This is a genomic window from Candidatus Methylomicrobium oryzae, from assembly GCF_016745425.1.
Taxonomy (GTDB): domain Bacteria; phylum Pseudomonadota; class Gammaproteobacteria; order Methylococcales; family Methylomonadaceae; genus Methylomicrobium; species Methylomicrobium oryzae.
Genome location: NZ_JAERVK010000007.1, coordinates 194553 through 217112 on the forward strand (window position 1 = coordinate 194553; position 22560 = coordinate 217112).

At 57.3% G+C, this 22560-nt stretch carries 23 protein-coding genes; 14 read left to right on the top strand and 9 right to left on the bottom strand.

The window, feature by feature from the left end; translation table 11 throughout:
- Positions 1-31: 31 nt before the first annotated feature.
- Positions 32-832 (bottom strand): putative bifunctional diguanylate cyclase/phosphodiesterase, encoded by an 801-nt coding sequence (locus JJL52_RS09880; RefSeq protein ID WP_202052244.1) that lies wholly within the window; start codon positions 830-832, stop codon positions 32-34.
- Between the two features lie 207 nt (positions 833-1039).
- Between JJL52_RS09880 and JJL52_RS09885 the strand changes: the two genes are divergently transcribed.
- The gene (locus JJL52_RS09885) at positions 1040-1366 is read left to right on the top strand and encodes a helix-turn-helix transcriptional regulator (protein WP_202052245.1); all 327 of its coding nucleotides are present in this window, start codon (positions 1040-1042) and stop codon (positions 1364-1366) included.
- 565 nt (positions 1367-1931) lie between these two features.
- Here the strand turns inward: JJL52_RS09885 and arcC are convergent.
- Positions 1932-2864 (bottom strand): carbamate kinase, encoded by a 933-nt coding sequence (gene arcC, locus JJL52_RS09890; protein ID WP_202052246.1) that lies wholly within the window; start codon positions 2862-2864, stop codon positions 1932-1934.
- Between the two features lie 477 nt (positions 2865-3341).
- Here arcC and JJL52_RS09895 point away from each other — a divergent pair, with 477 nt between their 5' ends.
- From JJL52_RS09895 to JJL52_RS09915, 5 genes are read left to right on the top strand one after another with little or no spacing between them, the layout of a single operon-like run.
- Complete coding sequence (locus JJL52_RS09895; protein ID WP_202052247.1) at positions 3342-4313, top strand: protoglobin domain-containing protein; 972 nt, start codon at positions 3342-3344, stop codon at positions 4311-4313.
- Entirely contained in the window at positions 4310-4687 is a 378-nt protein-coding gene (locus JJL52_RS09900) for an STAS domain-containing protein (protein WP_202052248.1), read from the top strand. Before JJL52_RS09895 ends, JJL52_RS09900 begins: the two co-directional genes overlap by 4 nt.
- Positions 4680-5081 carry an ATP-binding protein gene (locus JJL52_RS09905; protein WP_202052249.1) on the top strand — a complete coding sequence of 134 codons (402 nt, stop codon included), beginning with the start codon at positions 4680-4682 and terminating at the stop codon, positions 5079-5081. Before JJL52_RS09900 ends, JJL52_RS09905 begins: the two co-directional genes overlap by 8 nt.
- Entirely contained in the window at positions 5069-5686 is a 618-nt protein-coding gene (locus tag JJL52_RS09910) for a SpoIIE family protein phosphatase (RefSeq protein WP_202052250.1), read from the top strand. Before JJL52_RS09905 ends, JJL52_RS09910 begins: the two co-directional genes overlap by 13 nt.
- Entirely contained in the window at positions 5683-7293 is a 1611-nt protein-coding gene (locus tag JJL52_RS09915; RefSeq protein ID WP_202052251.1) for a PP2C family protein-serine/threonine phosphatase, read from the top strand. Before JJL52_RS09910 ends, JJL52_RS09915 begins: the two co-directional genes overlap by 4 nt.
- An 86-nt stretch (positions 7294-7379) precedes the next feature.
- On the opposite strand, the gene uvrB is transcribed toward JJL52_RS09915, so the two are convergent.
- Entirely contained in the window at positions 7380-9386 is a 2007-nt protein-coding gene (uvrB, locus tag JJL52_RS09920; protein ID WP_202052252.1) for an excinuclease ABC subunit UvrB, read from the bottom strand.
- A 212-nt stretch (positions 9387-9598) separates the two neighbouring features.
- Here uvrB and JJL52_RS09925 point away from each other — a divergent pair, with 212 nt between their 5' ends.
- Positions 9599-10780 carry a pyridoxal phosphate-dependent aminotransferase gene (locus tag JJL52_RS09925; protein ID WP_202052253.1) on the top strand — a complete coding sequence of 394 codons (1182 nt, stop codon included), beginning with the start codon at positions 9599-9601 and terminating at the stop codon, positions 10778-10780.
- 424 nt (positions 10781-11204) lie between these two features.
- On the opposite strand, the gene JJL52_RS09930 is transcribed toward JJL52_RS09925, so the two are convergent.
- The 3 genes from JJL52_RS09930 to JJL52_RS09940 form a co-directional block, all read right to left on the bottom strand.
- Positions 11205-12179 carry a DUF3137 domain-containing protein gene (locus tag JJL52_RS09930; RefSeq protein WP_236994163.1) on the bottom strand — a complete coding sequence of 325 codons (975 nt, stop codon included), beginning with the start codon at positions 12177-12179 and terminating at the stop codon, positions 11205-11207.
- A 31-nt stretch (positions 12180-12210) separates the two neighbouring features.
- A complete protein-coding gene (locus tag JJL52_RS09935) occupies positions 12211-12771 on the bottom strand; it encodes a LemA family protein (protein ID WP_202052254.1) in 561 nt (186 codons plus the stop codon).
- 127 nt (positions 12772-12898) lie between these two features.
- A complete protein-coding gene (locus JJL52_RS09940; protein WP_202052255.1) occupies positions 12899-14065 on the bottom strand; it encodes an EAL domain-containing protein in 1167 nt (388 codons plus the stop codon).
- A gap of 186 nt (positions 14066-14251) precedes the next feature.
- Here JJL52_RS09940 and JJL52_RS09945 point away from each other — a divergent pair, with 186 nt between their 5' ends.
- Positions 14252-14695: a ferritin-like domain-containing protein gene (locus JJL52_RS09945; RefSeq protein WP_202052256.1), complete on the top strand. Its 444-nt coding sequence runs from the start codon at positions 14252-14254 to the stop codon at positions 14693-14695.
- 89 nt (positions 14696-14784) lie between these two features.
- On the opposite strand, the gene JJL52_RS09950 is transcribed toward JJL52_RS09945, so the two are convergent.
- The 3 genes from JJL52_RS09950 to JJL52_RS09960 are packed head-to-tail and all read right to left on the bottom strand — an operon-like array spanning position 14785 to position 16603.
- The gene (locus JJL52_RS09950; protein WP_202052257.1) at positions 14785-15648 is read right to left on the bottom strand and encodes an AAA family ATPase; all 864 of its coding nucleotides are present in this window, start codon (positions 15646-15648) and stop codon (positions 14785-14787) included.
- Between the two features lie 16 nt (positions 15649-15664).
- Entirely contained in the window at positions 15665-16090 is a 426-nt protein-coding gene (hemJ, locus tag JJL52_RS09955) for a protoporphyrinogen oxidase HemJ (RefSeq protein ID WP_202052258.1), read from the bottom strand.
- Between the two features lie 3 nt (positions 16091-16093).
- Positions 16094-16603: a peroxiredoxin family protein gene (locus JJL52_RS09960; RefSeq protein WP_336885056.1), complete on the bottom strand. Its 510-nt coding sequence runs from the start codon at positions 16601-16603 to the stop codon at positions 16094-16096.
- Between the two features lie 211 nt (positions 16604-16814).
- Here JJL52_RS09960 and serA point away from each other — a divergent pair, with 211 nt between their 5' ends.
- The 6 genes from serA (at position 16815) to ruvB (ending at position 22442) form a co-directional block, all read left to right on the top strand.
- Positions 16815-18398 (top strand): phosphoglycerate dehydrogenase, encoded by a 1584-nt coding sequence (gene serA, locus JJL52_RS09965; protein ID WP_202052259.1) that lies wholly within the window; start codon positions 16815-16817, stop codon positions 18396-18398.
- Positions 18395-19036, top strand: a complete 642-nt coding sequence (locus tag JJL52_RS09970) for an HAD-IB family phosphatase (protein ID WP_202052260.1) — start codon at positions 18395-18397, stop codon at positions 19034-19036. The genes serA and JJL52_RS09970 overlap by 4 nt, the downstream gene beginning before the upstream one ends.
- 495 nt (positions 19037-19531) lie before the next feature.
- Positions 19532-20281: a YebC/PmpR family DNA-binding transcriptional regulator gene (locus JJL52_RS09975; RefSeq protein WP_202052261.1), complete on the top strand. Its 750-nt coding sequence runs from the start codon at positions 19532-19534 to the stop codon at positions 20279-20281.
- 6 nt (positions 20282-20287) lie between these two features.
- Positions 20288-20815, top strand: a complete 528-nt coding sequence (ruvC, locus tag JJL52_RS09980) for a crossover junction endodeoxyribonuclease RuvC (RefSeq protein WP_202052262.1) — start codon at positions 20288-20290, stop codon at positions 20813-20815.
- A complete protein-coding gene (gene ruvA / locus JJL52_RS09985) occupies positions 20812-21411 on the top strand; it encodes a Holliday junction branch migration protein RuvA (protein WP_202052263.1) in 600 nt (199 codons plus the stop codon). The genes ruvC and ruvA overlap by 4 nt, the downstream gene beginning before the upstream one ends.
- Positions 21411-22442: a Holliday junction branch migration DNA helicase RuvB gene (gene ruvB / locus JJL52_RS09990; RefSeq protein WP_202052289.1), complete on the top strand. Its 1032-nt coding sequence runs from the start codon at positions 21411-21413 to the stop codon at positions 22440-22442. The genes ruvA and ruvB overlap by 1 nt, the downstream gene beginning before the upstream one ends.
- The last annotated feature ends 118 nt before the right edge of the window (positions 22443-22560 follow it).

The following is a 22560-nucleotide window of genomic DNA, read 5'->3' on the forward strand; positions in this document are numbered from 1 at the left end:
TTCTAACTAAGAGAGAAATGCCCTAATTTCTTCATGCGGACAATACCTCTTGCGCTAACAATCGCGTCAATTCGCCATAGCTGACAGGCGGACTGAAATAAAATCCCTGCACCGAATCGCAACCGCAATGTCGTAAATAATTCAACTGTTCCTGAGTCTCCACACCTTCGGCAATAACCTCCAAGCGCAAACTTTTCGCCATGTTGACCATCGCACTAACGAGGATGCTTGCGTCATTGTTGCCAGAAAGTTCCTGAATAAATGAACGGTCTATTTTTAACTTATCCAGCAGCGGCAATTTCATTAAGTAACTCAGCGACGAATAACCGGTACCAAAATCATCGATTGAGAAATGAATGCCTAAATCCTTGCATTGCTTCATAAAATTCAGCATGACGGCATGATTATCCATCATCACGCTTTCGGTCAACTCCAATTCCAATCGGCTGCCGGCAATGCCGTTTTGAGCAAGAATGTTACTGATTTTGTTAAACAGCGCACCTTCCTGCAACTGGCGCAAAGACAAGTTGACCGATACTTTAAGCGGCGCAAAGCCCGACAGTTGCCATGATTTCATGTCTTCGCAAGTCCGCCGCAACACCCATTCGCCTATCGAATTGATTAAACCGCATTCTTCCGAGACGGGAATAAAATCGGCAGGAGAAATCATGCCGCGTTGCGGATGCCGCCAACGAATCAAAGCTTCAACGCCGATAATTTGCTCAGTGTTTAAATCGACTTGCGGTTGGTAATAAACCAAAAATTGCTCTTCTTCTATCGCCTTGCGTAGTTCGCGTTCCATGACCAAATGATGTTCATGGCGCTTGTTCATTTCTAAATCGAAAAATGAAGTAAGTTTGGGATATTTTCACTATAACGTCCCCCCGAGAAACTAGGTAAAGCCCCAATTAATTTATGTATCAATCCAATCTGTTGATTAACAACAGATTGGATTCTGGCATATCCAACCAAACAAGTCAACTCTATTTGTTGAAAATTAATCAGCATATAAGGTCTATAAATGGAGTCACGGAAATCCTTGGCGGCGCGCTTGGGAGCGAAGATTGCCACATTGAGAAAAGCGCGGAACTGGACTCAGGCCGATCTGGCCGAGCGCGTTGGCGTGGACACTGAAACTATTTCTCGCTTCGAGCGAGGGGCAACGCTGCCTTCTCTAGTGACCCTGGAGAAGATCAGTCGCATCCTGCAAGTAGGTGTCGGTGAACTACTGACTGAAACATCGGTGCAACCCGACGATCAGGCATCGATGCTGAGCTTATGGCTCGCGGAACTGGACGAGGCCAACAGAGCCTTCGTCATTGACCTCATCAGGCTTACTTGCGATCACCTGCGCCAAGATAAGTGACAAACTGCTTGCGCTCCCCTATTCCGCAGGAGCACATGGGGATGAGCCTAAAAAGGAAGCCAACTCTTGAGCGCTGACTGTTTGGCGGCTGCAATTATCTGATCTATTGATTTTCGTGCTAAATCTGGACTTGGATTTGCTCCAATAAAGAGCTGTAGAGCTGTAGGGCTTTTTCGCGAGAGCAAAACGCCAACAGGCTTCAAAGCGATGGCGGATTGCCTAGCGGCGAATCCGCCTTACCGGGCGCATGGCGCGACTGTGCCAATGCAATTGCAGCCTGGGTAGCAGCACGAGCTTGTGGGCTGTTCTTCCAACACGAGGAGCCCACGATAACCGAGGCTTGGGAAACGATATCCGGTGCATTGGCTTTGCTCAGATGGGCCAGTGATTCAAACCCCCATTTGTTCAAGGCGAGCCACCACCATAGGACCAACACCTTTCACGCCCAGCAAGGCCTTACGTTCTTCCGGGGGAAATGGCATGGGAATCCTCCATGGGTGCATAACAGTTATTATCCAGGTCGGGCTAATATACGTCTTTTTCCAGCACACTATCAAAAGAGGCATTAATCCCACTCGCGAATACCGTCGATTTGCGGAGAAATGCGCGTGCCGGCGGTACCGGCCAGAATCGCGGCCGCATCCCGCAGTTGCCCGATAAAGGCCGTACCGCCGGTCGTTTCCGCGAATTCGCAGGCCGCCGCGATCTTCGGCGCCATCGAACCGGGAGCGAACGCCATCTGCCGGGCCTTGACGGCTGGAATGACGCGCAACGCGCGGGCTTCCGGCGTTCCCCAATCCCTGTACACCGCATCGGCGTCGGTCAGCATCATCAGCACGTCGGCACCAAGCTCGCGGGCAAGCAGCGCGCTGGCCCGGTCCTTGTCGATTACCGCCTCGATGCCCTGCAAACGGCCCCGCTCGTCGCGCACGACAGGAATGCCTCCGCCGCCGGCGCAGATCACGACGACACCGCGATCGAGCAGCAGCCTGATTATGTCGATCTGCAAAATTTTGCGCGGCAAGGGCGAGGCCACGACGCGCCGATAATGCGCGCCATCCTTGGCGATGCGCCAGCCCCGCTCCTGTGCCAGCCGTTCGGCCTCGGCCTTCGTATAAACCGGACCGATCGGCTTGCCGGGCGACCGGAAGACCGGATCGTCGGGGTCGACCTCGATTTGGGTCAGAAGCGTGGCGCAAAGCCGATCCGAAGGCAATACGTTGATCAGCTCCTGTTCGATCAGATAGCCGATCATGCCTTCCGTCTCGGCATCGAGAATATCCAGCGGATAGCTTGCGTCCGGCTTATCGGCGGCGCTTTGCAGCGCCAGCAGGCCGACCTGGGGGCCGTTGCCGTGCGTGACAACCAGATCATGCCCACCGGCCAGCGGCGCCAGGGACTCCACCGCCGTTTTAATATTGCGGCGCTGGTTTTCGGGTGTTAGTCTTTCGTCGCGGCGTAACAGCGCATTGCCGCCCAATGCGATGATCAATCTCATAATTTATTTGGACGCAGCAGTTGTCATGTTTTTCCGGAAAATCCGGCAGGAGCATTCAAAACCAAAGCCTATCGACCCGGGCCCAATGTCGTCAAGATAAGCTGGAACCAAGCCTCTTAATATGGAGTGACAAAGCGAGCTTTGTCATCCGGTTTCGTCATTTGCAAAGCCAGCTTTGCAACGCCTCGAAGCGGAACTTAACGGCATTGCCCTCAGGCCCGATCTCGATTATTGTAGCGTTTCCCGCCGGCACCGGACAGTTGGACCGGAGCGCCGGCAAACAAATCGAACAAATTCCGGACGGCCGTAATCTACAGTCACAAAAGCGTCTGAAATTCAGCGGCCTCGCCCGGGTTTTTGCTAGACAGGCATAGGATAAGGCGGTAAAAAATCGAGAAGAGAATCCAGTATTGACGACCTATCCCACAATGACCTCACGCCGGTGAAGGCCGGCATCCAGAGCAGGAGGAACCCCAGATGGCTGAACAAACGAATCAGGACTCAACAAAGTCGCTCATGGAGGAAATAGGCATTACCGACCGGGAAATCGCCAACCGCTGTGCATTTCTGGAATTAGGCGAAAAAGATATCAAAGAATTGCTGGGCATCGATCCGGTCGCCGAGGCGTACGCGGATCCGGTCATCGAAGATTTTTACAAACATCTCCTGAATTTCGAGGAAACCCGGGTATTCTTTCAAGACCGCCAAGTGCTGGAGCGGGTCAAGCGCGCTCAGAAACAGTATTTCGCAAGGCTTACGCGGGGCAATTACGATAAGGATTATATCGAAGACCGCCTCAAAATCGGCGCCGTGCACGAACGCATCGGCCTGCCTGTCAAAGCCTACCTGGGCATGTACAATTTCTACCTTAGAAATGTCGCCGCCCGCCTTTTCGATGAATATAAAAACGACCGCGAAAAAGCACTGCGGGCGTTTCTCTCGCTGTTGAAAGTGGTTTTTCTGGACATGGGCCTGGCGATCGATACCTACATCAACCGCCGCGAACAACTGATCGGCAAGCAGCAGGAAGCCATGCGCGAGCTTCCCACGCCGGTGCTGCGGGTCCGCGAACGGCTCCTGATATTGCCGGTTGTCGGGGTGCTCGAATCGTACCGCGCTCACCAGCTAACCGAACAGTTGCTGGAAAGCATCGGCACGACCCGCGCCAAAGCCGCGATCGTGGATATTACCGGCGTCCCCGTGGTGGATTCGAGGGTAGCCAATCATCTCTTGCAGACGGTCAGTGCGGCCCGATTGATGGGGGCGACCGTGATCCTGACTGGCCTGTCCTCGCAAATCGCGCAAGCGCTGGTTGCGATCGGCGTGGACCTGAGCCAGGTCAAAACCACGGTCGACCTACAGAGCGGCCTGGAAGAAGCGGAACGGCTGCTGGGCTATCGTCTGGTTCCCGCAGGCGATAAGGCCCGTTCCGATCAATTGCATCCATGAATACTTCCATCCTGAAGCAAGGCCCTTATCTGATCGCCATCCTTCAGGCCGGACAATCCGATTCGGACCTGCTGCAACTTCAGGAGACGCTGCTGGAACAGGTGGGCCGATTCCGCTCGCGCGGCGTGATTCTGGACGTCACGCTGCTCGACGTGATGGATTCCTTCGCCACGCGTACCCTGCGCGGGATTGCCCAGGCGGTCAGCTTGCGCGGCGCCGAAACGGTCATCGTCGGCATTCGCCCCGAAATCGCGTTTGCGATGGTGCAATTGGGTCTGGATACGCGCCTGTCCGGAGTGTTAACCGCCCTGGATCTGGAAGAAGCGCTCGCGATCCTGAACCGCCGCTGCCGGGAGGGAATGTGCCGTGACTGACGTAGTCCAAATCACGGTCCGCTCCGACGCCGATATCATATTGGTTCGGCAGCAGGCGCGCATGCTCGCCAAAGAATTAGGGTTCTCGTCCAGCGACCTGACCTTGATCGCGACCGCACTTTCCGAACTGGCACGCAATATCGTCGAATATGCCCGGCAGGGAGAAATCGTATTGAGCCAGATCCGGCAAGGCAGCCGGCGCGGCATTACGATTATTGCACGCGATCGCGGGCCGGGAATCGCCGATATCGAACGGGCCATGCTGGACGGCTACTCGACAGGAAAAGGGCTGGGCCTGGGGCTTCCGGGCGCCAAACGGCTGATGGACGAGTTCGAGATCACTTCCAGCCTGGGTCAAGGAACTACCGTAAAGGCAACCAAATGGGCACGCTGATCGAGCACGGTATCGCGGCACGTACTTTCCCGGGAGAACGGTTCTCCGGCGATTATGCCGTGGTCAAGCCTTTTGCGCATGGCGTACTGGCGGCGGCCATCGACGGCTTGGGCCATGGCGAAGCGGCAAAAGCGGCTGCGGAACTCGCGGCGGATATCGTTGAACGGCATGCCGAGGAAGAGCCGGTCGCGCTGGTTGAGCGCTGCCATCGGGCACTCAAGGGGACACGCGGCGCGGCGATGAGCCTGGCTTCGATCCGTGAGTCCGGGATGATGACCTGGCTGGGCGTGGGTAATGTCGACGGCCGCCTGCTGCGCATTTTCGACACGCCGCCCAGCCGCGAAACGCTGTCGACGCGCGGCGGCGTCGTCGGCTATCAGCTGCCGCCGCTGCACGCCTATCGGCTTTCCCTGATGACGGGGGACTTATTGATTTTTACGACGGACGGCATCAACAGCGGTTACGGAAAGCGATTTCTCGCTGCCGATCCACTGTTGCGCCGCCAGCCGGTACAGGACATCGCCGATCGCATTCTGACCCGTTTCGGGAAAACGACCGACGATGCCGTGGTCCTCGCCGTTCGGTACCTGGGTTCAGTTTCATGAAAGACAACGTTAACGACATCACCCAAATTTACACGGAAGAATTGCGGGCCTATCTGGCCGAAGGCGGCGAGGCCCGGCTCGAGCGCGCTTATGAAATCGGCCGCCGGGCCGTCGAATCCGATATAGGCGTGCTGGACATGGAGACGATCTTTCGCGCAGCGCTGGAATCGGCCCTGCAAAGCCTATCGAATCCCGCACAAATTCTGCGCACAGTCGGAAAGGCGGCGGAATTCTGGTCGGAAAGCCTCGCTCCGTTCGAGATGACGCATCGCGGCTACCGTGAAGCCAACAACGAACTGCGCCGGCTTAACAACATGCTGGAAACCGAAATCGACGAGCGCAAGCGCGCCGAAGCGGCACTGCAGAAAGCCCACGACGAACTGGAACAACGGGTCCGGCTCCGCACCGCCGAACTGGCGGAAGTCAATCGCAACCTGCAGGCGGAAATCGTCGAACGCAAACGCTACGAGGAAAGATTGCTGCTGCGCGACCGCGCGATCGAGGCCTCCAGCGCGGGCATCATCATCACCGACGCCACCAACAGGAATAATCCGATCATCTACGCCAATCCCGCGTTTTCGCGGATGACCGGTTACAGCCGGGAAGAACTTCTCGGGCTCAGCCCGCGCATTTTGCAAGGCCCTGAAACCGATCCGGAAGCCGTCGAAACGTTACGCCAGGCGCTGATGGAGAACAAGCCCTGCCTGACCACTTTAAAAAATTACCGCAAGAACGGCACGATTTTCTGGAACGAACTGTTCATTTCGCCGGTATTCGACAGCCGGGGCAATCTCACGCATTGGATCGGCGTGCAGACCGACGTGACCGAGTTGCGGCGGGCCGAGGAAGAGCGCCATGAACTGGAACTCGCCAAACAGATTCAGTTGTCCCTGCTGCCCGACGCGCCACTGCACGTCGAAGGGGTGCTCATCGCGGGTTATTGCCTGCCGGCGACGCATGTGGGGGGAGACTATTTCGATTATTTTTACGGCCAGGACGCGATCGACATCGTAATTGCCGACGTCTCGGGACATTCGATGGGGGCTGCGCTGATCATGGCCGAAACGCGCAGCACCTTAAAAGCGGAAGCCCTGCGCGCCCTGCATGTGCATCCCGAATCGGGAAAGCTTGAGAACGGAACAGGCGATATTCTGCGCATCCTGAACGCCCTGCTTTACGATGACCTCAGCAAGGCCGAGCTGTTCATCACGATGTTCTACATGAAGTACAATCCGGCCACCCGGAGGCTGAGCTATGCGAACGCCGGCCATAACCGGCCGCTGCTGTTGCCGGCCGGCAAAACGGTTTGCTGCGAGCTGGATGCCGAAGGGATTATCTTCGGAGTCACCAAGGAAATCCAATTCGAAGAAAAAAATATTGTATTGGATCCCGGAGACATGGTGTTGCTCTATACCGACGGCATTACCGAAGCGCAGAATCCGAAAGGGGAGTTTTTCGGCACCGAACGCCTGGCCCGGCTTTTTTCCACCCTGGGAACCAAAAAGCCGCAAGAAATCATCAATACGATCGCGAAAGAACTGCAAACCTTTGCCGAGAGCAGTTCTTTCGCGGATGATGTGTCGATGGTCGTTCTCAAGGTCCTGTAGCCCCTTGATGCGCTTCACTTCGTTCAGCCCATTCTACCCTGCCATGAGCGCCGGATGCGCTCCGCTCACCCGGCCTACGCAATCATCTAAACCGTCGCCTGCTCCTGCATCATCCTGATCTCGTCGCGGATTTTTGCCGCCTGCTCGAACTCCAGGTTCTTCGCGTGCTGGTACATCGCGTCTTCGAGCTGTTTGATCTTCTTCGCCAGCTGCTTCTGGGTCAACGGCTTATATGGCGCCGCCGGTTCGGCAACCCGCTTCGCATTGCCCGGGATCGCAAGTCCCGCCCCGGGTATCGCGGTCTGCAGAATGTCGGTGACCGATTTATACACGGTCGCGGGGATAATATTGTGCGCCTCGTTGAAGCGGTGCTGTTTGTCGCGGCGACGTTCGGTTTCCTCGATCGCCTGCTGCATCGATTTGGTGATCCGGTCGGCATACAGAATCGCCTTGCCGCGCACGTTGCGGGCGACCCGGCCGATCGTCTGTACCAGCGATACAGTCGAACGCAGAAAGCCTTCCTTGTCCGCGTCGAGGATCGCCACCAACGACACCTCCGGAATGTCCAACCCTTCGCGCAGCAGGTTGATCCCGACCAGCACGTCGAACTGGCCCAGGCGCAAGTCGCGGATGATTTCGACCCGTTCGACCGTTTCGACGTCGGAATGCAGGTAGCGCACGCGGATGCCGTGATCGGTCAGGTATTCGGTCAGGTCTTCCGCCATCCGTTTGGTCAATGTCGTGACCAGCACCCGCTCCTGCAGATCGATCCGCTTGTTGATCTCGGACAGAAGGTCGTCCACCTGTGTCGTCGCCGGACGCACTTCGACCTCGGGATCGAGCAGGCCGGTCGGCCGCACCACCTGATCCACGACGGCGCCGGAATGCGCCCTTTCGTATGGCCCCGGCGTCGCGGACACGTAAATCCGCTGCGGCGATTTCAGCTCGAATTCGTCGAAGGTCAGCGGCCGGTTATCGAGCGCGGACGGCAGGCGGAAGCCGTATTCGACCAGCGTCTCCTTGCGCGAGCGGTCGCCCTTGTACATCGCGCCGATCTGCGGGACCGTGACATGGCTTTCGTCGATGACGATGATCCCGTTCGCGGGCAGGTAATCGAACATCGTCGGCGGCGGTTCGCCGGGGCCGCGGCCGGACAAGTGCCGCGAATAATTTTCGATGCCGGAGCAATAGCCCATCTCCATGATCATCTCGATGTCGAACAGGGTGCGCTGCTCCAGGCGTTGCGCCTCGACCAGCTTGTTCAACGAACGTAGTTGCTCCAAACGCTGCTTCAGTTCGACCTTGATTTTCTCGACCGCGTCCAGCAACTGCTCGCGCGGCGTTACATAATGGTTCTTCGGATAGACTGTGTAGCGGGCCACCTGGCGCAGGATTTCGCCGGTCAAGGGGTCGAACAGCGACAGGCGCTCGACTTCGTCGTCGAACAGCTCGACGCGCAAGGCTTCCGAATCGGATTCGGCCGGGTAAATATCGATCACGTCGCCGCGCACCCGGTAAGTTGCGCGCCGGAGGTCGACGTCGTTGCGGGTGTACTGCATCTCGGCCAGGCGGCGGATGATCGCGCGCTGGTCAATCATATCGCCCTTAACCAGGTGCAATACCATCTTGAAATAGGATTCCGGCTCGCCCAAGCCGTAGATCGCCGATACGGTTGCGACCACGATCGTATCCTCGCGCTCGATCAGCGCCTTGGTCGCGGACAGCCGCATCTGTTCGATGTGCTCGTTCAGCGAAGCATCCTTGTCGATATAGGTATCGGACGCCGGCACATAGGCTTCCGGCTGGTAATAGTCGTAATACGAAACGAAATATTCGACGCTGTTTTCCGGGAAGAATTCCTTGAACTCGCCGTAAAGCTGCGCGGCCAGCGTCTTGTTCGGCGCCATCACCATGGCCGGGCGCTGAGCCTGCTGGATCACGTTCGCGATCGTGAAAGTCTTGCCCGAGCCGGTCACCCCGAGCAGGGTCTGGTGCAGTTCGCCGTCGCCCAGCCCCTCGACCAGTTGCGCGATCGCGGCCGGCTGGTCGCCGGCGGGCTGGAAGCGGCTGTGGATTTTAAATTCTTTTTTCACTCGATCTTTCTCAAAAAACCGTCTTTCGGTAACGGATAAATCATGATGTAAGCTGGGTTGGAGCCTTGCGGAAACCCGGCAGGGGGCGCTATCGAATCGCTGGGTTTCGTTCCTCAACCCAGCCTACGAAACTATAAAAACCGTTTTTTTGTCAATGGGTCAATAGAGTATAATTTGCGGCATTTTCAGATACTGATTTTACACGGCGGAACATGAGCATCAAACTATCCCACAGAGTTCAGGCAGTCAAACCTTCTCCGACCCTGGCGATTACCGCCCGGGCCGCACAGATGCGCGCGGCCGGCAAGGACATCGTCGGCCTGGGCGCGGGCGAGCCCGACTTCGACACGCCGGAACACATCAAGGCCGCCGCGGTCGAGGCACTGGCGAAAGGCTTCACCAAATATACTGCGGTGGACGGTATCGCGAGTTTGAAGAAGGCGATCGTCGATAAGTTCAAAAAGGACAACGGGCTCGAGTATCAGCCGAAGCAGGTTCTGGTATCCTGCGGCGGCAAGCAGAGCTCGTTCAACCTGACCCAGGCCCTGTTGAATCCGGGCGACGAAGTGATCATTCCTGCTCCGTTCTGGGTATCGTATCCGGATATGGTGCTGCTCGCGGACGGCGTGCCGGTCATTATCGAGACGACCCAGGCGCAACGCTTCAAGATCACACCCGAGCAACTGCGCAAGGCGATCACTCCGAAGACCCGGCTGATCTTCATCAACAGCCCCTCGAACCCGTCCGGGATCGCCTATACGCTCGACGAACTGAAGGCGCTTGGCGACGTATTGAAGGACTATCCTGAGATCATCATTGCAACGGACGACATGTACGAGCATATCCTCTGGCAGCAGGGCACATTCGTAAACATTCTGAACGCACATCCGGACCTGTACGACCGCACCGTGGTGATGAACGGCGTCTCGAAGGCCTATTCGATGACCGGCTGGCGGATCGGCTATGCGGCGGGCCCCGCCGACCTGATCGAGGCGATGACCACCGTGCAGTCGCAGAGCACTTCGAACCCGACCTCGATTTCGCAAGTCGCGGCCGAAGCCGCGCTGATCGGCGACCAAAGCTTCATCAATGACATGTGCGTCGAATTCAAGAAGCGCCATGATTACGTGGTCGCCGAATTCAACAAGATCGACGGGATCGACTGCATCGAAACCGACGGCACATTCTACGTGTTTCCGAACATCGAAAAGCTGCTTGCCCGTCTGGACGGAATCGACGACGATCTGGCGTTTTCGGAATACCTGATCGAAAAGGCCGGCGTCGCGCTGGTACCGGGTTCCGCATTCGGCACGCCGGGCCATATCCGGATTTCGATCGCGACCAGTATGGCGAATCTCGAAAAAGCGATGGAGCGGATCCGCAACGCGGTCTGACGTTTTTCAAGCTCAAGCGTAGGGGAAGATTACGATACGCAAGCTAACGCTTGCCTCGTTGAAAAAGAAGGGCAAGCTCGGCCTCCCCCTTTGAAAAAGGACAAACTATACGACTTCCTCCCCCTTTGAAAAAGGGGGATCGAGGGGGATTTATTTGATAAATCTCCCCCAACCCCTCGGCAATCGCTCCTGCATTGCCCTCGATCGCTTGTTCCCGACGCGATCTACCTCGCCCTTCCTTGGGCGCGTACCTCTGTCCATAGACCACCCTTTAGTGGTGGCATCCGTGCAGTCGTCTTTTTCAAAGAGGGGGACTGTAATTATTAGGCAACCCAGATTATTGGTTGCCCAAAAGCGGGCAACCTACATGGCGCATCCCTATTTTAATGCCTCTGGGTACGCCGGAGCCTGGGAACGACAGCCTTTACACCTTCCCCCAAATCCTCAAATTCAGGTTCAGGTCGTCCACGATCCCCGCAACCAGTGCCAGATAGCGGAAGTATTCCCGCAAATACCCCGACTGCATGCCGCTCGAAAAAATCTTCGGCTCGAACAGATTTTTATTGACCGACAACGCCAGGAACAATTTCGAATGGATGAAGGAAATATGGACCTGAGCGCCAGCCTTATTCCTGAAGTTGACCAGCCGTTCCATCAGCGATGGCGACAGAATGTAGCGTGCCTCGACCTGATCGGTGCCGTATACGGTAAATAGCTTTTCGAATTCCGGGTTTTCCAGTTCGACGATCTCGCCGCGGCCGAAACTCCATTTTTCGAAGAATTTGCCGATCCCTAAAATGCTTTCTCCGGCATCGGGCACCACATAAGTTTTGCCCAGAAATTGCTTGTTGAAATCGGCAATGAAGAAAATGCCTTTAAAAACGGTCTCCCAGCGCGTCTGCCGCCGCCCTTTCGAATCGGTCGTTTCATGTTTTTCCTGATGCCAAAGTTCCGAGAAGCGCAGACGAGTCGCGCCAAGCACGCCTTCGACCAGATCGTCTCCCTCGAAACGGTCGATCCGGTTTCTGAAAATGTCGGATTCCCGGTAATCGTCTTCGCCGATATGGCGGTGCGGATAATAACCGAGATTCGGGTCGATCAAAGCGACCAATTCGCGAATCACGCAATTCTTGAATTCGGCCGTATAGCCCCTTTTCTTTTCGCTGAAACGGTAAAACTGATAGAGCGCAGCGATCCCAAACGGTGCCGCCGCCAATAAATAAACGGGCTGACCGGTCCTGAACAGCAACGCGAAGCCGGGCGCACTCGCCAGCAAAAACGCAACGCCGGTCCAGAACTGCGCCAGCAGCGCTTTGCGTTCCGGCTCCAGATCGCGCAATACGGGCGCCAGGTTATTGCGGTAAAGTTTGATAAAGTCGTCGGCCGAATTCATAGGCATCGAGCATTTTTACGGGAGAGGCGGATCGGGCTCAACTTCTGAACAATTCCCTGGCGCTGATGTTCGTCCTTTCTTCTTCGGGAATCTCGATATAGGCCTTCAGGGAATAATTCATCATGCCGGCCAGCAGGTTCGTCGGAAACTGTTCGCAGGCATTGTTATAGCTCATTACTGCGGCGTTGTATGTTCGGCGCGCCGCAGATATCTGTTCCTCGATTTCGTTCCAGGCAGCTTGCAGTTGAATGAAGTTCTGATTGGCTTTCAATTCGGGATAATTCTCGACCTGGACCATGACCCCGCGCATCGCCTGACCGATTTGATTATCGACCTGGATTTTCTGATCGGAAGGTAGAGTTGAATCGGCCGCCCGGCTCCTGAGCTCGGTGACCCGAGTCAGCGTTTCGCGCTCGAAGTCCATGTATTGCTTCACTGTTTCGACCAGATTCGGCAGCAGGTCGTAACGCTTTTTCAGCATCGCGTCGAGCGCGCCGAACGCATTGCCGACCGCATTCTTTTTCGCAACCAGCGCGTTATACAGCAAAACGAAAATCAGGATCAGGAACAACAGAATGCCGAGAAATATCGCGATCATGGGAAACTATCCAAAAATAAATTCAACAAGGGACAGGCTGCAAGCCGGGTTAGGCGTAGCAAAGGCGTCGCCCCAGAAGCATAGATCAGCACGGCTGAAATACAATAATCAAGCGTCTGAGGCCATGTTACAAAGGAAAAAGTTCGATCGCAGGCTTCGGAAGCCCGAAAAAATTGCCTTGTGCGAATGCCGCGCCGCTGCGTTTCAGAATTTCGGCCTGATTGGTGTTCTCGACGCCTTCGCCCAGGGTCAGGGCGCCCAGTTTTTTAACGGCATGAATGGTTCCCCGCATCTGGTGCTCCACCTCGGCGCTACGGCCGATTCGGCTGATCACGGTAATGCAGAGTTTCACGATTTCGGGGCGCATCGTTTCGACTGTGGTCAAATCGAAGAAACCGCAGCCGGTATCATCGAGCGACAAACGCAGCGCCGGGGGAAACAAGGCGGTAACCGCATCGTGCAGCCCCGCCACCGAAGCGACCGGCACATGCTCGGTGAGTTCGAACACCACGCGCGGCAATAAGGGACCGATCTTGGGGTCGCGGATAAACTGGCCGAATTCGGGCGACATCAGCAGCGCCGGCCCCAAATTTACCGAAATCCATAACGGTTCGGGGATCGCATTCAGCCACTCAATCGACCTTCGCAAACAGGCCAGCTCCAGCATGTCGGTTAACTTGTGATAGCGGGCCGCGCCGAACAATCCGTCCGCCAGATGTACCGCCGAATCGACCGGGCCGCGCGTGAGCGCCTCGTAGCCGACAATGTCGCCGTTTTGCAGTTCGACGATCGGCTGAAAATAGCTCAACAGTCCGCCGCCGTTGACCAATTGCCGTAAATACTCCTCCGAGACATCGACCTGCATCAGGCTGGCGCCGGTTTCCTCGCTCAATGCCCGGTCTACCGCTCTATTGATCAAGTCGGGATCCTTGGCCTCCGTCTCGGCGATGATCAGATTGAAACCCTGGCGGCTGCCGGTGGCGTGGCCAAAACAGCCGACCAGCAGGTCGCGCATCATCAGGGCGCCGGTTTCCCGTAAGACCGGCAACTGCTCTTCCATGTCCGTCCGCATCAGCGACGCCTTCTCGACGAACAGGCAATACCAGCGGCCGAACGCGGGAGAAGCGACTCCGCCGCTGCGTTGGTAACGACCCAGCAGTTGTCTGCAGAATTCCTCGATGCCGCGGGTCAAGTCGGCATGCGCGACCGCTACGACCGCCGATCCGAACACCGCGCGGAAATGCTCCGGATCGTTCAATTGCACAGCAAGCACATAGTGGCGTGAGTCGGTCATCGAGCGTCCTGTCGTACAAAACTCCGGTTTTATAACAGACCGGCGTGCAAGTCAACGCCGGAATCCCAGTTACCGGTTCGGCGACTCAGTCCTGTGATTGCCGGCCATGCCTGACGACCCGAAGTCGCAAAATTCCGCCAAAACCGATATAGTAAGGTTTTCCTTGTTTTGCTTTAGGAGGCGGATATGACTCATAACGGATTCGATAAAGACGAAGTCGTCACGGTGCTGAACAAGATTCTGGAAACCGAATTGGCCGGCGTGGTGCGCTATACCCACTATGCATTGATGGTAGTCGGCTACGGGCGCATACCGATCGTCGGCTGGATGCGGGAGCAGGCGGCCGAATCGCTGCGGCATGCGAACGAAGCGGGCGAACTGATCACGCTGCTGGACGCGCACCCCTCGCTCGGCATCGGGCCGCTGCTCGAAACCCATAAGCATGACGTCGGCGACATCCTGCGCGAGTCGCTCGACCATGAAATGCTGGCGCTATCGGCCTACAATACCCTGCTCGACTTGGTCGCAGGCCACCATGTCCTGCTTGAGGAATACGCCCGCAGGCTGATCGCGCAGGAAGAAATGCATCTGGGCGAAGTCAGGAAAATGCTGAAGAAGCCCGGCGGATAAAAGAAAAGGCGTTCAATGAGAAGCCTTTCCGCTTGCCGGAGCGGGCACGTCCGTTTGCCCGCTCCGGCTGCGGCCAAAACCGCAGGGCGTTAGGCGCCGATCCCCATCTCCGCTTCCCAGGCTTGCCGGACCGACGGCGGCACGGCGCCGGCAAGTTCGCTGAATCGGCGTTTCGGATCCGCCGTATCTTCGGTCAGAATGCGCGCAGGCAAAAGATCGATACCGGCCCGGCGCGCGGCCAGCGCTTTTTTATGGCCTTCCGCAATATAGATCAGGCCGTCGTGCACAAATACCGAAATCGGTTGATTGAAGTCGAAGTCCGGATTCGCCGGCTCGTCCGCCTCCGGTTCCGTGGCATGCGTCGGCGACAGTCTCCGAGGATCCAGCCAGAGCGCCGGGAAAATCTCTCCCTGATTCCGTTTCTCAAAGCATACGTAGATCTTTTGAGCGATCGTTTCCGGCGCCGTATAAGACGTATCGACAATCAGGTCGTAATTCTGGTAAAGCCTGAAGTGGACATTGTACAGTTTGTAGAAGCGCTGGTCTTCGTAGCTCTGTCGCTTCAGGTTGTTCTGCAGCGTATCCTCCAGCGACGGATTGTGCTCGTCGCTGCGCCCCGCTCCGAAGACCCGTTCCGCGCCGATCAAGGGATCAACCGACAAATACACCTTGAACGCGGCCGGAATGAAATGCCAGGCCAGCCGCGAGTCGATGATCAAACGGTCCTGAGTCTTGCCGGTTTCGATCACATAGCTGTCGATCTCGTCGTCGACGCTGCGGTCGGTTTCCGAAATCTTGTTCAGTTCGAGCGTGGTCAGGCCGCGCCGTTCCGCAATCGCGCGCTGAATTTTGCCGGTGCCGATGATATCGAATTCAGTCAGTTTTTGCAGTTCCGCCGCGACCGAAGACTTGCCGCTGCCGATGTCGCCGGACAGGGTAATAATGTGTTTCATGGATTAAAAATAGCGGTTAAAAAGGTTTGATCACGGCCAGAATCACGATGCCGAACAGGAACAGCACCGGCACTTCGTTCATCCAGCGGAAATAGACATGGGTGTGGCGGTTGCGATCGTGTTTGAAGTCGGCGAGCCATTTGCCGCACAACGCGTGGTAGCCCACCAACAGCGCCAACAAGGCCAGTTTCGCATGCAGCCAGCCGCTGGCCCGGTAAAGCGCCCAGGCGTAATCGGCCAGCATCCAGACGCCGAACAGCAAGGTCAGCAGCATGCCCGGCGTCATGATGCCGTAATACAGCTTGCGCTCCATGATCTTGAAGCGCTCGCGGCTGACGCTGTCCGAACTCAGCGCATGGTAAACGAACAAGCGCGGCAAGTAAAACAACCCGGCAAACCAGGTGACCATGAATATCAAATGAAACGCTTTTAACCAAAGCATGACTCATCCTTTGTTCAACATCGCGGCAATTCGGCTTTGCCACGCGGAATAGTCGAAAACGCCGACCGATTTTTCGGCGATCCTGCCCTCGGGACTGATCAGAAAAGTCGTCGGGGTAAACTGCACATTGCCGAACGCCAGCGCATGCGCCGAGTTAAGATCCAGCGCGACATCATAGGGCAATTGCCTATCCCGTGTCATTGCGACGACATGGCTGGGCGGATCGTAAGCCATCGCCACCGCCACGATTTCCAGCCCCTGGGGATGGAACCGCCGGTACAGATCGATCAAATGCGGAATCTCGAGCATGCAGGACGGACAGTCGGTCGCCCAAAAGGTCACGATCGCCGGCTTGCCGCGCCACGCATGCGAAGCGATCTGCTTGCCGGTAATCGTGGTGAAAACCACGTCCGGCGCCGTGCCGCCCATCCGGGACAGCGCCGCCCCGATAAGCCATGCGGCCAGAACCAGCATCGGCAAACCGAACAACAATCTCGCCTTGGACAATCGCAAACCCCTTTCCCGCCTGCCCTTCGAAATTTCCGATTATACCAAATCCCGCCCGAAGCCGGGCGAATAGTCGTCCAAGAAATACGGAAGGGGGTGCCCCCTGCAAACCGGCGACGCAATTTTCGCCCCTGTTTCAAAGCCCATACCGGGAGCCAGGCAAATCTGCTAAAATGGCGCCTTTTAAGTACGTATCCCTGCGGCCACTACCATCGACATGAAAAGAATCCTCATCTCCGACAAATTATCCGAAGCCGGCATCAATTACCTGACCGAACAATCCGGCATCCAGGTTCACATCGAAACCGGGCTCGACGAAGACGGTTTGTGCAACATTATCGGAGATTTCGATGCGCTGTTGATCCGCAGCGACACCAAGGTCACGCCGAAAGTACTGCAGGCCGCCAAGCGCCTGAAACTGATTGGCCGCGCCGGCATCGGCGTCGACAACGTCGACATTCCGGCTGCGACCGAAATGGGCGTGATCGTGATGAATACGCCCGATGCGAACGCCACCACCACCGCCGAACTGGCGATCGCCCACATGATGTCGCTGAGCCGGAAGCTGCCCACCGCCGACAGTTCGGTACGGGCCGGCAAATGGGAACGCTCCAAATTGATGGGCGCGGAAGTCGCGCATAAAACGCTGGCGATCCTCGGCTTCGGCACGATCGGCCGGATCGTCGCCCAACGCGGCCACGGCCTCCGCATGAAAGTAATCGCGTACGATCCGTTCGTCGCGCCGGAAATTTTCGCCGACCTCGGCGTCGAAGCGGTCGGCCTCGACGATCTGGTCAGCCGCGCCGATTATCTGACCCTGCACTGCCCGCTGATTGAAAAGACCAAGAACATCATCGGCGCCACCCAGCTCGGCATGATGAAAAAGAGCGCCCGGATCATCAACTGCGCACGCGGCGGCCTGATCGACGAAAGCGCGCTGTACGAGGCATTAAAGAACGGCCGAATCGCCGGCGCCGCGCTCGACGTGTTCGAAAACGAACCGCCGGCCGGCTCGCCCCTGCTCGAACTCGACAACATCGTCTTCACGCCGCATCTGGGCGCCTCAACGACCGAAGCGCAGGTCGCGGTCAGCGTCGAAATCGCGCGCCAGGCGATCACCTTCCTGCAGACCGGCGAAGCAATCAATGCGATCAACCTGCCGCGGCTATCCGCCGAAGAACTGCAAAAATCCCAAGACTACATGAATCTGGCGACTAAACTGGGCAAAGTCGTAGTCGGGCTTACCACCCAGCCGATCGAAAAACTCGAAGTCGCGCTGTTCGGCCGCGCCGCCGACGTCGAAACGCGCCCGATCTCGGTCGCTGCCTTAGTCGGCGTACTGGCCGATCAGTTCTCGACGCCCGTCAACCGGGTCAATGCCGAAAACATCGCCAAACGCCAGGGTATTTCGCTGATCGAGTCGAAAACCACCGAGACCGAAGACTACGTGTCGCTGATCCGGGTCACCGGCCACAGCGCGAACCAGAGCATCAGCGCGGCGGGCGTCCTGCTCGGCGGCCATCATCCCCGGCTGATCAGCATCAATCATTTCGACATCGAAGTGGTGCCGGAAGGCACGCTGTTGATCACCCGGCATGACGACCGGCCGGGCGTGATTTCCGCGATCAGCGCGGTACTCGGCAATGCGAATATCAACATCACCCGGATGCAGGTCGGCACCGCCGACAGCCAGCAGCAGGCGATGGCGGTGATCAGCGTGACCGAACCGGTCGGCGCGGACATCCTGCAGCAGCTGCACAACGTGCCGCCGGTGCAGCAGGTCACCCAAATCAACTTATGAGTTTCGGCATCGTCTGTTTCGACTGCGACAGTACGTTAAGCCGGATCGAAGGAATTGATGAATTGGCCGGCCGCGCCGGCATCGGCGAAGCGATGGCCAGGCTGACCGACGCAGCGATGAACGGCGAAGTGCCGCTCGAAGCGGTCTACGAAAAACGGCTGTCGCTGATTCGGCCGGATGCGGACAGCATCGACTGGCTGGCCGGGCTGTACATTAGCGAAATGGTCGAAGGCGTCGCAGACGTATTCTCGGCGCTCGCCGCGCACGGCAAGGAACTCCACATCGTCAGCGGCGGCCTGCGCCAGGCAATCCTGCCGCTAGCCGGGTTTCTCGGCGTACCGGAAAGCCATGTGCATGCAGTCGACATCTATTTCAACGCCGACGGCAGCTACCGCGATTTCGACCAGACCTCGCCTTTGGCCCGGACCGGCGGCAAGGCGCAAATCTGCCGGGACCTCAAACGGCCGCAAACGCCGCTGGTGCTGATCGGCGACGGCAAGACCGACATGGAAGCCAGGCAGGAAGGCGTCAGCGTGATCGGTTTCGGCGGCGTCGCCGCGCGGCCGATCGTACGGGAACTGGCGGATCATTTCGTCGAAGGGCCGAGTTTGGCGGCGGTGTTGAAACACATTTTATAGTTAGATTTCTTTAAAGAGGTTTTGCGAGGACTGTTTCAACTGACTTTCGTGCAGTCTTTTTTCCTTATTGCATTGAGAAGCAACGTGACGGTTCTTGGGTCGTTCTGAATCGCCAATACAAACCGGTTGGATTCAACACCAGTGAATACATCAGTTACGAAAAGTTTCCAGTCTTTGCGAAACTGAAGGGTATTGGACCAACAATCGCAAAGAAGTTGTCTTACAGTGGTGAAGTCTCAGGTGATCGAATTTATCTTTACAACGATGGCTGCGTTCCTACCCACAGCCAGGAAAACATGACAACCTATCTTGAGAAATTAGCAATTCTTGCCAAGCTAGACCTCACTAGAGAATCGTAAAGGTCGTTTTAGAATCGTAGGGTACGCTGTGCGTACCTTAACAAAATCGGCCCCGTCTGAAAGACTTAAAAACGGTACGCACAGCGTACCCTACGATTATTGTTTTATTTAAGAGATTCGTTACAAGAGAACAACAATGGCAGGACACAGTAAATGGGCTAACATCAAGCACCGCAAGGCTGGACAGGACGCCAAACGCGGTAAGATCTTCACCAAGCTGCTGCGCGAAATCACCGTCGCGGTCAAATCCGGCGGTCCCGACGCGGGCAGCAACCCGACCTTGCGCACCGCCATCGACAAAGCGCTCGGCTCGAACATGCGCCGCGACACGATCGACAATGCAATCAAAAAGGCATCAGGCGCGCAGGAAGGCGCCAATTACGAGGAAGTTCGCTATGAAGGCTACGGCCCCGGCGGCACCGCGGTGATGGTCGAATGCCTGACCGACAACCGCAACCGCACCGTCAGCGATGTCCGCCATGCGTTCACGAAAGCAGGCGGCAACCTCGGCACCGACGGCTCGGTCGCCTACCTGTTCACCAAAACCGGCATGCTGAGTTATGCGGAAAGCGTCGATGAAGACGCGCTGATGGAAGCCGCCCTGGAAGCCGGCGCGAACGATGTGGTCACCAACGACGACGGCTCGATCGACGTGATGACCTCGCCCGAAGACTACCTCGCCGTCAAGGATGCGCTGATCGCCGCCGGCTTCACGCCCGACAACGCGGAAGTCACGATGCAGGCCTCGACCCAGACCGAACTCGGCCCCGAAGATGCGGAAAAGATGCTGCGCCTGATCGACCGCCTGGAAGATCTCGACGACGTGCAGAACGTCTATTCGAACGCGGACATCAGCGAAGAGATCATGGCCCAGTTCGCAGGCTGACCCGTTTTGCATTCCAATGACACAGAGAGCCAAACCGTCCGAATTCTCGGGATCGACCCCGGCTCGCGCGTGACCGGCTACGGCATCATCGAACAGGGATTGAACGACTGCCGCTACATAGCGAGCGGCTGCATTCGGGTTCAGGCCGATTATTTTCCGGACCGGTTGAAACAGATTTTCGATTCGGTACTCGAAATCATTGAAGTTTACCGGCCCGAACAAATGGCGATCGAACAGGTATTCATGCATAAAAACGCCGATTCGGCGCTGAAGCTCGGACAGGCGCGCGGCGCAGCGATCTGCGCGGTGCAAACCGCCGATCTGCCGGTCTTCGAATATGCGGCCCGACAGGTCAAACAGGCGCTGGTCGGCAAGGGCAACGCGGAAAAAACGCAGGTGCAGCACATGGTCAAAATTCTGCTCGGCATCCAGGGCGAGCTGCAAATCGACGCCAGCGACGCGCTGGGGCTGTGCCTGTGCCATTCGCACCACCGCCAGACCGCGCTGCGGATTCGCCGGAGCACGATGCGATGATCGGCTTTCTGCGCGGTATTCTGGCTCACAAGGCCCCGCCCCTGCTGCTGCTCGATGTGCACGGGGTGGGCTACGAAATCGAAGCGCCGATGACCACGTTTTACAACCTGCCGGCGGTCGGCAGCGAAGTTAAACTGTATACGCATCTGGTCGTGCGCGAAGACGCGCATAGCTTATTCGGTTTTTCCAGCGAAGCCGATCGGACATTGTTCCGAAGCTTGATCAAGATCAGCGGCGTCGGCCCGAAGCTGGCATTGACGCTGTTGTCCGGGCTGACCGCGGATCAGTTCCAGCGCGCAATTCACGAAAACGATACGCATGCTTTAGTGCGCCTGCCCGGCGTCGGCAAGAAAACCGCCGAGCGCCTGATCATCGAAATGCGCGACCGGCTTCCCGAATTCGGCGGAGAGGGTCCGCTCGATATCGGCATCCAGGTCGGTCCGGCCGGTAACTCGCCCAAACAGGAAGCGATCAGCGCTCTGTGCGCCTTGGGCTATAAGCCGCAGGATGCGGCCAAAATGGTGCAGAACGTCGCGAGCGACGGCAAACGCTGCGAAGACATCATCCGGCTGGCGTTGCAAGGGGCGGCGCGATGATCGAAAAAGACCGCCTGATCACGCCGCACAGCCGGCTCGACGAAGAGCGGCAGGACCGGGCGATCCGCCCGAAAAAACTGGCAGACTACATCGGCCAGGAAGAACTGCGCACGCAGATGGAAATCTTCATCAAAGCCGCAACCGCGCGCCGGGAAGCGCTCGACCACGTGTTGATTTTCGGCCCGCCCGGCCTCGGCAAGACCACGCTCGCGAACATCATTGCGGCCGAAATGTCGGTCAATATCCGCCAGACGTCGGGGCCGGTGCTCGAAAAGGCCGGCGATCTGGCCGCCCTGCTGACCAATCTCGAAGCGCACGACGTGCTGTTCATCGACGAAATCCACCGGCTCAGCCCGGCAGTCGAGGAAATTCTCTATCCGGCCATGGAAGACTACCAGCTCGATATCATGATCGGCGAAGGCCCGGCCGCCCGCTCGATCAAACTGGATCTGCCGCCGTTTACCCTGGTGGGGGCGACGACCCGGGCAGGACTTCTGACTTCGCCGCTCCGCGACCGCTTCGGGATTGTGCAGCGGCTCGAATTCTACACGATCGACGAACTCGCCAAGATCATCACCCGCTCGGCCACTCTCCTGAACATCGCCATCGAACCGAACGGCGCGCTGGAGATCGCCAAACGCGCGCGCGGCACGCCGCGGATCGCCAACCGGCTGCTGCGTCGGGTGCGCGATTTCGCCGAGGTCAAAGGCTCGGGCGTCGTCTCCGAACAGATTTCCGTTCAGGCGCTGGACATGTTAAAAGTGGATCATAACGGCTTCGACGCGTTGGACCGAAAATTGCTTTTGACGATGATAGAGAACTTCGGCGGCGGACCGGTCGGGCTGGATACGCTGTCCGCCGCGATCAGCGAGGAACGCGGCACGATCGAAGACGTGCTGGAGCCGTACCTGCTGCAGCAGGGATTCATCATGCGCACGCCAAGAGGGCGAGTCGTGACGCAGAACGCCTATCTGCATTTCGGCTTGAAGCCGCCCAAGCGGCTCGGGACTTCGCTGGATCTGTTCGAATAAGTCTACCGGCTTGGAATCCGAGCGGCAAAGCCGCCCATTCCCGGTTCCGTTCAGCTGCCTCGAAACTGCCGTACCGTTCGTTGAATAAATTACGCTTGAATCAAAAAAATTTAACCTT

Bases quoted from the DNA above. Each gene is read 5' to 3' on its own strand.
- JJL52_RS09915 (WP_202052251.1), top strand. From the start codon at position 5,683: ATGAAAGACAACGTTAACGACATCACCCAAATTTACACGGAAGAATTG.
- JJL52_RS09935 (WP_202052254.1), bottom strand. From the start codon at position 12,771: ATGATCGCGATATTTCTCGGCATTCTGTTGTTCCTGATCCTGATTTTC.
- JJL52_RS09945 (WP_202052256.1), top strand. From the start codon at position 14,252: ATGACTCATAACGGATTCGATAAAGACGAAGTCGTCACGGTGCTGAAC.
- serA (WP_202052259.1), top strand. From the start codon at position 16,815: ATGAAAAGAATCCTCATCTCCGACAAATTATCCGAAGCCGGCATCAAT.
- JJL52_RS09950 (WP_202052257.1), bottom strand. From the start codon at position 15,648: ATGAAACACATTATTACCCTGTCCGGCGACATCGGCAGCGGCAAGTCT.
- JJL52_RS09880 (WP_202052244.1), bottom strand. From the start codon at position 832: ATGAACAAGCGCCATGAACATCATTTGGTCATGGAACGCGAACTACGC.
- JJL52_RS09900 (WP_202052248.1), top strand. From the start codon at position 4,310: ATGAATACTTCCATCCTGAAGCAAGGCCCTTATCTGATCGCCATCCTT.
- JJL52_RS09970 (WP_202052260.1), top strand. From the start codon at position 18,395: ATGAGTTTCGGCATCGTCTGTTTCGACTGCGACAGTACGTTAAGCCGG.
- JJL52_RS09940 (WP_202052255.1), bottom strand. From the start codon at position 14,065: ATGACCGACTCACGCCACTATGTGCTTGCTGTGCAATTGAACGATCCG.
- ruvA (WP_202052263.1), top strand. From the start codon at position 20,812: ATGATCGGCTTTCTGCGCGGTATTCTGGCTCACAAGGCCCCGCCCCTG.
- JJL52_RS09910 (WP_202052250.1), top strand. From the start codon at position 5,069: ATGGGCACGCTGATCGAGCACGGTATCGCGGCACGTACTTTCCCGGGA.
- JJL52_RS09925 (WP_202052253.1), top strand. From the start codon at position 9,599: ATGAGCATCAAACTATCCCACAGAGTTCAGGCAGTCAAACCTTCTCCG.
- JJL52_RS09930 (WP_236994163.1), bottom strand. From the start codon at position 12,179: ATGCCTATGAATTCGGCCGACGACTTTATCAAACTTTACCGCAATAAC.
- hemJ (WP_202052258.1), bottom strand. From the start codon at position 16,090: ATGCTTTGGTTAAAAGCGTTTCATTTGATATTCATGGTCACCTGGTTT.
- arcC (WP_202052246.1), bottom strand. From the start codon at position 2,864: ATGAGATTGATCATCGCATTGGGCGGCAATGCGCTGTTACGCCGCGAC.
- JJL52_RS09975 (WP_202052261.1), top strand. From the start codon at position 19,532: ATGGCAGGACACAGTAAATGGGCTAACATCAAGCACCGCAAGGCTGGA.
- JJL52_RS09895 (WP_202052247.1), top strand. From the start codon at position 3,342: ATGGCTGAACAAACGAATCAGGACTCAACAAAGTCGCTCATGGAGGAA.